Below are 12432 nucleotides of genomic sequence, written 5' to 3'. Positions count from 1 at the left end.
CTCCGCCTCGCGGTCGACCATGTCGGCGAGGAAATCCCCCTGCGCCTCGGACGTGGCGATCACGTCGACACCGGTGGTGTCACCGTTGCGGGTGGGGTCGACGCGATACCGGTACCGCTTGTCCCCGTACCAGAGTTCGGCGTCCCGGGTGGTGGACACGAACTGGGCGTAGGGGTTCTCGAGAGCCCATTCGTGCAGGTTCACCACGTTGGTGGTGTCGTCGGCTCGGAAGCCGTGCGTGAAGACGTCCTCGGGCTCCTCCTTCGAGAACCGCCAGAGCGTCTCGCCGGGCCGGCTCTCCACCACACCCAGGCCGGTGTCCTCCTCGTGGATCAGCCGGTAGTCGACTGCGGCCTGAAGGTCGGAGGCGTCCAGGCCGGCCTGCCGTACCACCTCGCCGCGCACGGCGGGGATCTCACCGGCGTGCATGTAGGGCGCGAACACCGCGGCGATCTGCGCCAGATGGTCCGGGGTGAGGACGAACCGCCGCACTCCCGGCGCGCCGGTCAGCGGGCCCATCAGGCTGGAGTCGCCCTCGTCGGGCACCTGCCCGGCGTGACCTCCCGGCGCCAGCAGCGCCCGCGAGTCGAGTCTGTCGTCCCACACCCCGAGGCCGTGCACGAACTCGTGGACCCAGGCGACCGGATACACACCCGCGTGCCAGACGCCCTGCTCCATGGCGTGCGGCGCCCGCGGCCGGCCCGAGCGCACCCTCACCACCGTGTGCGCGGCCTCCGGGTCGTCGGTGAACTCCGCGCTCACCCGCAGCACCGGACCGGGCAGCACCGGCCCGGTGATCCGGTCGGACTGCGCCACCGGCAGCCGGTGACCCCGCTCGTTGACATACGCCTCCAGCGCCTGGACCAGCCCCTTCCGGACCCCCCGCACCTCCTCGGGACTCGCACCGTCGCCGCGCAGGTGGACTCGCCGCGTGAGGTGGAGCACGTCGCCGGCCGGAGTCCCGCTCCGGTGCCACGCCCAGGCATAACCCACCTCGGTACGCTCCCCGGAACCCGGCGGCCGCCGGACCGACAACACCGTTCCGTCCGCGGCCAGAGAGAACGCGAACGCCTGCGGAAGATCCCCACGACGGCCACCGAACGGGACCCAGCGGTCGGTACGCACCTCGCCCGCCCCGAACAGCTCTCCCGGGTCCCCGGCGGTCGCGGAACGCACGGCCGTGACGTCGGCGGCGACCGCGGCCCCCGCCGAAGTGCCGTCGGGCAGATCGTCGAACACCACGGCCGGAGCCACGTCCGTGCCCTCGTACGGGGGCGGCTGCTCGTCGGTCCCGGCGTCGTGCGTGCCGTCGTCCGGCTCGCCGGGGCTCCAGGCGATGGTGCCGGTGTCCTGGTTGAAGACTCCGGTCTGCCGGGTGACCCGGTCGAAGACGCTGACCACGGCCCTCGGGGCGATGAAGCCGGTGAACGCGACCTCCTGCTCCTCGCTGAACTCGCCCTGCTCGATGTCCTCGAGGATCTCCTGGGGCAGCACCGCGCCCGCCGCGCGCTGACGCGTGATCGTGGCGTTCAGGTCCACACCCGTCGGATCGTCGTTGAGCGCCGGAACGATCCGGTAGCGGTACCGCTTCCCACGGAACCACAGCTCACGGTCACGGGTCGTCGACACGTAGGGGGAGGCGTCGGGGTCCGCCACCGCCCACTCCCACAGCGGCACCTGTGCGGTCACGTCATCGGCCCTGAAGCCCTGCCGGAACACCTCGAGCGGGTCTAGGGAGGAGAAGCGCCACAGCACCTCTTCCGCACCGCTCGGCACCACGAAGTCATGGTCGTCGGGGTGCACCATCGCGTAGTCCACCGCCGGAGAGACATCCGCCGCTTCCGGGACCGGGCGCGGGATCGGGGGCGTGAGGTGCGGGGGCACGAGTCCGGGGACGGAGTACAGGTCCTGGACGTCGCCGTGGACACCCCGCACCTCCTCGGGAGTGACCGCGTCCGCGAGGTAGGAGGCACGCATGATCTCGAACAGCGAGTGGTCCTGGCCCGGCAGCATCCAGCCCATCAGCGCCTTGCGGAAGTCGCGGATGTCGGCGTCGTCGGCACCCAGCCACCGGAAGACCCGCAGCAGGCGCAGGGTGGTGCCGGAGACCCCGGCGACCAGGGGCATGCCCCTCGTGCCGTGCCACTCCCGGTACCAGGGCGACCGCTCGTCCAGGGAGAAGTAGGCCACCCCCTCGACCCAGCTGAGCGGGAGTTCCGGTCCCTGCTCGCCGTCCAGCACGAGGTCGCCGGCCCGTGGCTCCGGGTGCTGCCGCTTCGTGCCGCGGACGACGGCGACGACGCGTTCGACCGGGGCGCCGGTGCGCAGGGCGGCGGGGACGTCGACGTGGGGGCCGAGCGAGGCCGTGGCGGGGGTGGACACGCGCCGCACCTCGACGGTGACGACGTCCGGCCGGGCCAGCACCTCGGTGAGCACCGGCTCGCCGGTCGCCGGGTCGGACGCCAGCGTGTCCAGCGGTACTTCCTCGGTGTCGAAGCCGACGAGGGAGAGCGGGCGCGAGGTCCGGGCCAGGAACGTGCGTTCCCGCGCGGTCAGCGCGACGCCCAGGTAGCTGTAGTCCCTCGGGGTCTTCTTCCGCTCGGTGAGGAGCCGCAGGTCCTCATGGCGTTCGACGCGGGCGGACTGGCTGGCGACGATCTCCAGTGGGTCCTTCAGGGAGTCCCCGGTCCGGTGGGCCGCCAGGCTGCCCAGGGCGAGGGGGTCCCCCGGCGCGAACAGGTGCCCCTGGCCGCGCCAGGCCGGTGCGTCGAGGACACGCCGCTGGAGTTCCGCGCGCGGTCCGCCGTTGAGGAACACGGCGTATGCCTCCAGCGACGGCCTGTCCAGACCGAGCCGCTCGGCCAGTTCCATCCCCTCGGCCGACACCGGGCCCCGGGACGCGTCCCGCGGGGCCTCCAGGACCCGGCGGAGCACGGCGGTCAGGTGCGGCACCGACGGGTCGTTCTCGAACAGGGCCTTGCGCCCGACGGCGTTGAAGAAGGCCGTCATGACCTCCCGTGTGCTGCCCTCGGTGAGCAGCACGTCCAGCCACGCGGCGGGCGAGCCCTCGGCCGGCGGACCGACCTGGCCCGCGCTGCTCGGGTCGGTGGTGAAGAAGGAAGCGGCCAGCACGTCGTCGGAGTACTGGGGGTAGGCGGCGCGCAGCACGTCGGACAGCCGGCGCACGGCCGTACGCGCGGCCTCCAGCGCCGCCGGATCACGGTGATAGTGGACACCGACGGCCTGCTCGAACTCCGCGTGTTCGCGTTCCGCGGCGACCCTGGCATCCCCGGCAGGGCCGGCGACGGCGTCCGGCACGGAACCGGATGTCCGTGCGCCGTCCCGCCCGGCCGGTGTCGGCGTGTCCGCCGGGGCCTCGTGCTCCGCGGTCGCGTCGGCCGGCGCCGCGGAGAGCCGCTCGTCCCGGACCGCGGCCGCCTCCTCCGCGTAGTGGACGACGGCGTCCGTGGCCCGCGCCGAGGGCCCGGCGTCGAGATAGGTCTCCAGTGACCGGGTCAGCTGTTCGGCCCGCTGGACCTGGCCGTCCCGATGGGCCTGCGCCACGGCCTCCCGCAGCCCCCGCACCATCGCGTCGTCCGTCCCGGCCATTCCGGCGAACGGGGACGACGAGGTGGTGGCGACGGGAGCGTCGCCGGAGCGGAGCCGGGTGCCGAACTGGGACCGCAGGGCTTCGGACAGTTGCTGCGCCCGCTGTGGTCCGCCCCTGTGGAGCGCGTAGGCCACCGCGTCCCTGATCCGGCGGTGGAGCTCCCGGTACGCCTCCCCCGGCCCGGGCGGATTCTCCGCGACGGCCGGCGGGGGCTGGTGGCGGTCGTTCATGATCTGCTGGGCGCCGCGCAGCAGGCTGTCCCGCTCGGGCAGGAGGCGTAGCGCCTCCCGTGACTGCCGGAACGTGTCCTGCCAGAGTGCCAGCACAGCCGGGTCCGCCACCGGGTACCGCGGCGATCGTCCGGCGTGCCCGGCCTGGGCGACCCCCCGGGAGGAGGAGGCCGGGCCGGGGCGTGCCGCCGTCCCGGTGCCGCTGCCCGACGCGGTCGCCGTCAGGGGCACGGCGGGGCGGGCGGACCGCCTCGCATCGTTGATCATTTTTGCGATCGTGGCGGCGATCACGGGCTGCGGCTGGTTGGTCCAGAGGTTCGCGTACATCCGCAGATAGGCCTGGACCGTGGCCGTGTCCACTTCGGCATGCGCCTGGGACAGCCCGATCAGCTCCCGGTTGACCGCCTGGCGCAGCGACTCCCCGGCACCCTGCGCCGCGGCGGCCGTGGAACCGGACGCCGGACTTTGGACCGGACGCTCGGCCGGTGCGCCTGCCGGGGGCAGGGTCGGCAACGCCCGCCTGCGCGTGGTGACCGCGAGACGCCGCTGGAATGCCTGGACGAGGCCGTCCACCGGATCGGCGCCGCGGCCGCCTGCCGCGTCTCCCGGCCGGCGCACGGGGGGTCGCGACGCCGCGGTGTCGCGGCGCGGGACGCGTGCGGCGGCCGACTCCGCCTGCTGGACCCATCGCTCCACCAGGCGGCTCTTGGTCTGCACGTCCCGCTGGCTGTCGTACCGGGTGCCGATCCTCCTGAGTTCCAGCACCACACGCGGCACGCGGGGATCCGGACCGTCGTAGTCCAGGTCGAGTTCGGTCGCGCCACCGAACATGTCCACCTGGCTCACGGTCCTGTAGGGCCGTTCCCGCAGCGCGTTCTGGAGGTAGAGCCCGACGGTGGGTGTGTCGGACAGCCTCGACAGGTCGAGCACGGAACGCCCGGCGAGCGCCGCGAAGTCGATCGTGGGGTTGGTCGCGGTGACCGCGCTCTCGAAGAAACGCGTTATGCGCCCCGCATTGGCCTCCAGGAAGTCCCTGACGTCGCCGGGCAGCTCGGCACGGACCTCGTGCAGGGGAACTCTGGCCAGAACGGCTGTTTCGTTCTTGTTCAGGCCGTTTCCCTTGGCATAGGCGAGAGCCGCTCCGGCCGCCTGGACATAGGTCATGGCGAGATACCCGAGCAGTGTCGCGGCGCTCTCGCCGATCTCCTCCCCGTCCAACAGGTCGTCGGCCTCACCGGTGGCGCCGTCACGTCCGAGGAACCACCGGGTCACCCGGCCGGCGAACAGGTCGGCGGCGACCAGGGTGTCCGTGCCCTTCTCCCGGTCGGGCTGCCGGAGCGAGTACTCCTTGACGCTCCGCAGGAGGTGCCACAGACCTCGGTAACTGACGCCAACGTTGAACTGGGCGTAGACACCCAGGTTCATGTCGGGGAAGACAAGGTCCTCGTACTGCGCGTCCGTCTCGAAACCCTCACTCGGCGGGAACATCTCCTGGAGGGTCCCGCCACGGCGGAGGCGCAGGAACGCGTCCTGGATCGCCGCCTCTATCTCCTCGCTGCCGAAACTGGCGTGCTCGCCCTCCAGGATGGTGTAGGGAGCCGTCACGATCTCGACGATCGAGTGCTTGTCGCCCCGGCTGTCCGCACGATGGTCGATCAGAAGGGCGATCTTGTCGTTCGTCGTCAGGATCGTCGCGTACGGCAGGTGGACGGGAACGGTTCGTCCCCGCCGCACCTCGTGCGCCGAGAAGCCCGTCTCCAGCTCGTCGCCCTTGAGTCCGGCGCGCATCCGCACGGGTTCGCCGTCCACCAGGATCTGCGCGATCGCCTCGCCCCGGGCCCGGGTCGTGGTGTGCCGGTAGGCGTCCGGCAGGACGTCGGCGACCGCCCGCACCTCCAGCGGCGACGGCAGGGCACGGTCCGGCCGAAGGCGCGCGAACTCGCGGCGCACCTCGGTCAGCAGCAGGGGGTCGTGTGCCCCGTCGGCGACGGTGGTTCCGACAGCCCGGTCGTCGACCCGCACGGCCTCCGGGTCCTTGTCACCGGTCGTCCGCACGTGGGAGTCCGTGGCGCCGTCCGCGTCCGTGCCGTGCTCCGCCCCGGTGGACCCGTCGGTGGGCCGGCCGTCGCCGCCGAGGATGCCGCCGCCCCTCGCGGAATGCTCCTTCGCTCCCCCCGTGGCGGCGTCGGGCGCCCGGCCGGTGGACGTGCCGTGCAGGTAAGGAGCGATGACCTCGGCGATCTGTCGCAGGTGTGCGGGCGACAGGACGAGCTGCCGGGAGTGCGCCGGCCCGCCGAGCGGCCCCATCAGGCTCACGGTGCCCGGTGACACGGTCTCCGGACGCCGACCGCCCGGGGTGAACAGCACACGGGCGTCCGGCACGTCGTCGAGGACACCGAAACCGTGCACGTACTCGTGGAGCAGACCGACGGGGTGGACACCGGCGTACCAGGTGCCCTGCACCATCGGCCGGTCTTCGGCGGGCAGCCCGGTCCGCACGGTGACCGTGCTGTGGGCCGACTCGGGGCGGTCCGCGAAGGCGACGTCGAAGACCAGGCGCGGTCCCGGCGCCAACGGTCCGGCGACCTGGTCGGGCTGCTGCTGCGGCAGCCGGTAGCCGGGAGCGTTGAGGATCTGGGCGACCGCCTGGGCCAACGACTTCCGGAGACCTGTGAGTTCCCGCGAGGTCGCCCCGTCCGGCACCAGGTGGATGCGCCGGACAAGACGGAGCACTTCGGAGCCGGTGGCGTCGTCGCGGTACCAGGTCCAGTCGTAGCCGATGTCCGTGCGCTCGCCGGATGCCGCCGGCCGCAGCACGGTGGGAGGTGTCCCCTCGCCGGGTTCGAACACGAAGGCTTCGGTCCCCCTCGCGGGCAGGCCCGGCCGGGTGCCGAAGGGCAGCCAGCGGTCGGTCCGCACCTCCCCGGCACCCAGGACCTGCCCCGCCGCTATTCCGGCCTCGGACGTCCGCGGCGTGGAGTCCGCCGCCGGCGGCTCGTGGTCGTTCCGGCCCGCCCGCAGCCCGGACGCGACGCCCCGGACCGCTGCCTGCCTGTCGCCCGGCTCCCAGCGCGTCTGGTTCGTTTCCGGGTCCCGTACGCCGGTACGGCGCTCCTCCATGTCGTAGACGCTGACCACGGCGCGCGCGTCGACCCCGCCGGTGAACGTGTGCTCCTGCCCGCCCTCCAGTTCGTCCCCGGTCCCCTGGGGCCCCAGCGCCGGGTCGGCCGCACCGCTGCCGAGGACGGGGTCGATCCAGTAGCGGTAGCGCTTCGCGCCGTACCACAGCCCGTGATCACGCGTCGTCGACTCGGACACGCCTTCCCGGTCGTCGCTGCCCCACTCCTGGACCGAGATGACCTCGTCCACACCGCCGGCGGCGAAGCCGGCGGCCCACACGTCCCGCGGACCGGTGTCGGAAAACCGCCACAGCGTCTGCCCGGCCCGCGAGTTCACCAGGACGACCGCGTCGTCCTGGTGGGTGACAGCCGCGTCCGCACCGCTCACCGAGCCGGCGGACGGCTCCGACGTCTCGCGGCCGCTCCGCGGGAGTGCGGGCTGGACATCGGCGGAAGCGCGGGGGACGGAGGCGATGTCCTTGTGATCGCCGGAGCGCCAGACGACGCGTGATCCCCTGGGGTCCCACACTCCGGTGCGCTTCAGCTGCCGGTCGTAGACCTCGGTGACTGCGGCGGCGTCGATGTGCCCGGTGAACGCCACCTCCCGCTCCCAGCTGAGCTGGTACCTCACATTGAGGCGCCCCAGGGTCGCTGCGACGTCCACCCCGATGGGGTCGGCACCGCGCGACGGGGTGATCCCGTACCGGTAACGCTTGTTGAGGTACCACAGCTCCCGGTCGTGGGTGGTGGAGACGTACTGGGCCTTCGCCTTGCCGTGCACCCACTGGTCGAGCAGGACGATCGAGTCGGGGCCGGTGGCGTCGGCGGTGAACCCACTGGTGAACACCTCCTCGGGAGGATGGTCGGAGAACCGCCACAGCTTCTCCTCGGCGAGGCTGGGCACCACGCTGCCCCGGTCGGCCTCGTGGACCAGGCCGAGGTCGACGGCCGGGTCGACGTCCGGGCCGGCCGCCGCGGCGTCCCGGTCGTCGCGGGGGACACGGGTCCCTACCCCGAGGTGTGAGGCCTCCACCCGGTCGCCGGTCCGGGGCCTGGTGGTCCCTGCGTGGAAGCCCTCGACGTCGGTGGTGTCCTCTTCCGCGGTGGACGCGGCGGAGGGCCGGCCGTCGCCGCCGGGGGTGTCATCGTCACGGCCCGCGTCGCCGGGGACGGCACCGTCACGGCCCGCGTCACCGGTCGGGAGGTCGTCGTGGCCGCCGAGGCGGCGGAGCGCGTCCAGGCCGGACAGGGCGGGGGGCGGCGGAAGCGGTACGACGGTTGCCTCGTCGGCCGGTACGGACTCCCGATCGCCGGTGAACTCGTCCCCGTCGGAAGGTCGCTGAAGCTCCGCGGTCCCCTCGTGCGGGGTCAGGGCGCGCCGGGTGCCGTCCCGGCCTGCGGGCCTTCCCGGATGGACGTCCTCACCTGCCCGGACGTCCTCAGCGGTGGACGGGCCGTCCGGTCCGGCGGCGGCGTCCCGCGCGTCCGGTCGCGGCGTGCCCTGGCCGGTGGTCTCCGCCGCGGCGAGGGCCTCCCGGTCGTCGGACGGGGTGCCCGGTGCCTGGCTCGGGGCGTCCGGCAGGACCGGCGAGCTGACCGTTTCGAGCGTGGGCGGTGCCCCGGACGCCTCCCGTGCCTCGGACGTGCCGGACACCTCTCGCGGCGCGTCGGGTCCGGCCGTCCCGGCGGGCCGGGCCGCGGGTGCCGTGGGCGGGGACGGCAGCCGCCCCGCCAGGTCCTGCGGGCCGCGGCCGGAGTCCCGCTGCTCGTTCCGCGCGGTCAGACCCCGGTCGGTGATCCGTGCGAGGTGGCCGTCGCGTTCCATGCGCGGCAGGGCCGTGCCCATCTCGCGGCGCAGACCGGCCAGCCGCTCCGACTCCGTCCGCGCCTCGTCCAGACGCCGGCGCACGTCGGCGATCCGGTCGGCGATCCCGTTCGGGCTCCCGCCGTCGCTGTCCGTGGCCCGAGCGGTCCCAGGGGACTCCTCCGCCGGTGCGGTCTCCGCGCCGCCGCTCTCGTCCCCGGAACGGGGGCGGCCGGGGCCGACGGGGCCGGTGGTGGGCGTCCGCAGGTTCTCCAGCAGGGCTCGCTGTCCGGCCTGCTGCTGCTCCGTAAGGGTGTGCAGCTCCTGTGCCAGGCGCGCGACGTCCCGCAGGCGCTGCGCCTCCTGGCGGTCCAGGAGTTCCTGAAGCCGGTGCAGGCTCCGGGTGTCGGCGTGTTCGTCGGTGCCGTCCAGCACCTCGCGGCGCAGGTCCGCCACCGCGCCGGTCTCGCCGGCGGTGAGCGCCGCGAACCGCCGGCGCAGTTCCTCTTCCGACCGCGGGCCGGTCCCGGTCCCGTCGTCTCCGCCGTCGTTCTGCCTCAGGGTGTCCAGACGCTGCTGCAACTGGCGCAGGTCGCGGTAGTCCTGCAGCTGACGCGTCGCCTGTGCGCGGTCCTCCTCGGTGGTGGCCTCGTCGACCTGGCGGCGCAGCGCGTCCTCGTGTTCGTCGGGACGGATGTCGTCGCGCAGCGCGTCGAGGCGTCGCTGCAGCCCGTCGGCGCCGTCCGGGCCGTCCGCCGGCGCGTCGGAGCGCAGCGCGTCCAGGCGGGCGGAGAGTTCCTGCGCCTCTCGCAGGTCCCGAAGTTCCCGCTCGGCGGCAGCCGCCTGTTCGGGGGTGTCCGCGGTGAGCATGCGCTGCCGCAGCACCGCCTCCCGCTGCTGCGTCTCCGTACCGGAGACGGCCTGGTCGAGGCGGTCGCGCAGGCTGTCCGACAGGGGTCGCATCCGCTGGTACTCGCCCAGCGTGTCGCGTCCGCCCCGTCCGGAGAGTAGTTCCTGGCGGAGCCGGGCCACTTCGGGGTCGTGGTGGGTGGGCAGGTCACGGCCCGTCAGCACCTCGACGGGCACGTGCCGTTCGATCAGCGCGGTGTAGTCGCGCAGAGCGCCGTCCACGGCGTCCGGGTCCGCGGTGTGCCACGCCGCGCGGACCGCGTCGGCCCGGCTCTGCCACTGGTCGTGGTCGATGCCCAGCGGCTCCAGCCGCTCGAACCCGCCCTCCATCTGCTCGGTGAACGCCTCGTAGCGGCCGCGCAGGTCCTGCATCCGGATCCCGTCACGGAACGCGGCGACCTCGTCCGCGGCCCGGTGCCAGTCCCCCACCGCGGCGGCCTGCCGCGCCTCCCGCGCGAACACCTCGCGCGCCGCGCCGGGCATGCCCACCTCGCGGGCCAGCGAGTCCAGCCGGGACACCGTCCCCCGCACCTGTTCCACCGGCGACACCGGTCGCGTCACCGGCACCGACGGCGCGTCCTGCACCGGACTGCGCGGCGGCGCCTGCGTGGGCACCGTCAGGCCGTCCAGCCTCCGCAGCGCGTCCGCGCCGGCGGTGTCGTCCTCGCCCCGGTCCGGAACACCGGAGGCATCGCCCCGGTCCGCTAGGCCCGAGTCCTCGCCCCGGACCTGGCCCCGCGGCACCGCGTCCCGCTCCGCCGCCCCCGGCCCCTCGGCCCCGGCCTGCGTGCGCGGGTCCCCGGTTCCCGGACGGTCCGCGGACATGGCCGCCGGCACCGGACCCGGTGTGCCCACCGGGATCGAGGGCACGGACAGATTCCCCAGCCGCGCCAAGGCGTCCGAGCCGGCGCCCGCGCCCGGGTCCGACGCGTCCGGGCCCTCGCCCTGGACAGGGCCGGTGGTGCCGGGGGAGACGGTGAGTCCGCGCAACCGTTCCGAGAGCGCCCGGTACACGGCGTCGTCCTCGCCGCCCGCGCCGGTGTCGTCGGAGCGGTCCGCGACGCCGCCGGTGTTCCCCGCGGCCGTCTCCGCGCCGTTGCCCGTACCGGTGCCCTGGCCGATGGTGTTCGGACGCGTACCCAGCGGCCCCGCGCCCGCGCCCGCGCCCGTGCCGGCAGCCATCCCCGCGCCGGCGATCCCCGCTCCACCCCCCGCGGCTGCGGTCGGTGCGCCGGGCAGGACGCGTCGGGACAGTTGCCGGAGGTCGTCGCCGGGGCGGTCGAGGGGGTGGCCGGAGCTGGGCAGCGTGTTGACCGGGGTGCCGGCCGGCAGGGGCGGCGGTGTGCCGATCCCTGTGCCCTGGCGTATCGCCGTGCCCGCCCGGCCGCCGAACTTGCCGCCCGCGTGCCCCAGCATCGCACCGACGGCGCCGGAGGCGAACGTCCCCCACGACGTCGTGAACCGGCCCGTGGTGAAGTAGTTGTACGTGCCCTCGGCGAGGTTCGTCGCCGCGCCCCAGCCCAGCGTGTTCCCGGCGAACGCGCCGGCCTTGCGCCCCCAGTTCGTCCCGAACGCCCGCGCCACGTCGACCGACAGCGCGTGCCGCAAGCCCTGCGGGAGCCCCCGCACACTCGCCGCCAGCGCGTCACCCAGCCTGCGCGTCCCGACGTTGCCGGTGAACGCCCGCGCCCACTCCCCGCCCATGGCCCGCGCGGCCGGCGCGTCCATCACCCCGTCCAGACGCCGCGCGAACACCTCCCCCATCCCGGAGGCGAACGCGTCCGCGGAGAAGTCCTTCCCGCCCAGCCCACCGAGCCCGCGCGTCTGCAGCCCACGGGCCGCATCCGCCGCGCCCAGCGCCACCTCCGCGCCGAAGGTGTCCGCCAGCGGCCCGCCGCCCCGCCCGGACAGGCCCTGCCGGACCGCGCTCCTGACGGCGTCCTGCCCTACCGCGTCCTTGAGTCCGCCCCTCGCGGCGGCGTCCCGGGCCAGATCCCCGGCACCGGGCTTGCCCAGCCCGGCGAGGGCGTCGTCGAGGGTGTCCCGCAGGCCCTTGAGCGCGTCCCGGCCCAGGTTCTTGCCGATCAGACCGCCCAGCGCACCCCCGGCCAGGGGAACGAACGCGCCGAACAACCCCTGGACCGCACCGAAACCCACCGCCTGCTTCAGGCTGTCCCCGCCGTGCGGCACCGAATGCCCCTGCCGGGCCAGGGCCCAGCGCACGAACACATCCGTCGCCGCCGCCAGCCCGACGTTCATCACCACATGTGACCCGACCGCCGCCACGGCCCGGAACACCAGACTCCGCAGGATCGCCCGGTACACCGCCCGCAGCAACGCCTGCCGCATCAACGCCGCGATCGGATTGAACACCGCCATCACCAGCGTGATGGCCCACTCGATGACGAACTGCACCAACTGCGCGACGATCATCCCGCGCGTGTACCGCACCTGCCCGACCGCGTTCTCACCCGCGTCACCCAGCTGCTTCGCCGTCTCCGCCAGGCGCTGCACGTAATCCGCACCGGTCCCGCTGGCGAACGACGACATCGCCCTCGCGTACGACGCGCTCCACCGGCCGGACACCGAACCCTGCACCGAGTTCGTGACCTGGTGCACCAGCTCCTGGAACTCCCGCAGCCCCTGCTCCACGTCACGGTGGGGCAGCACCACCCGACGTTGGACCTCCGCCGTGTCGAGATCCGGCCACTCCATGCCGGTCAACGCGACGAAGAGACCGTCCAGGGACTGCGAGGGCAT

The 12432-nt window shown here is 74.0% G+C and carries 1 protein-coding gene (only partly in view); it reads right to left on the bottom strand.

Going from position 1 to position 12432, the window contains the following annotated elements; translation table 11 throughout:
* Positions 1-12432 carry the start of a scabin-related ADP-ribosyltransferase gene (locus tag Sdagh_RS04290; RefSeq protein WP_190077980.1) on the bottom strand. Its footprint begins 46401 nt before the window's first position, so only the first 12432 of its 58833 coding nucleotides appear in the window; it begins with the start codon at positions 12430-12432; its stop codon lies off the left edge, out of view.

Source organism: Streptomyces daghestanicus, assembly GCF_020521275.1.
In the GTDB taxonomy this organism is placed as follows: Bacteria; Actinomycetota; Actinomycetes; order Streptomycetales; family Streptomycetaceae; genus Streptomyces; species Streptomyces griseoviridis.
The sequence above is the reverse complement of the archived record's forward strand: the minus strand, read 5'-3'. Positions and strand labels throughout refer to the sequence as shown.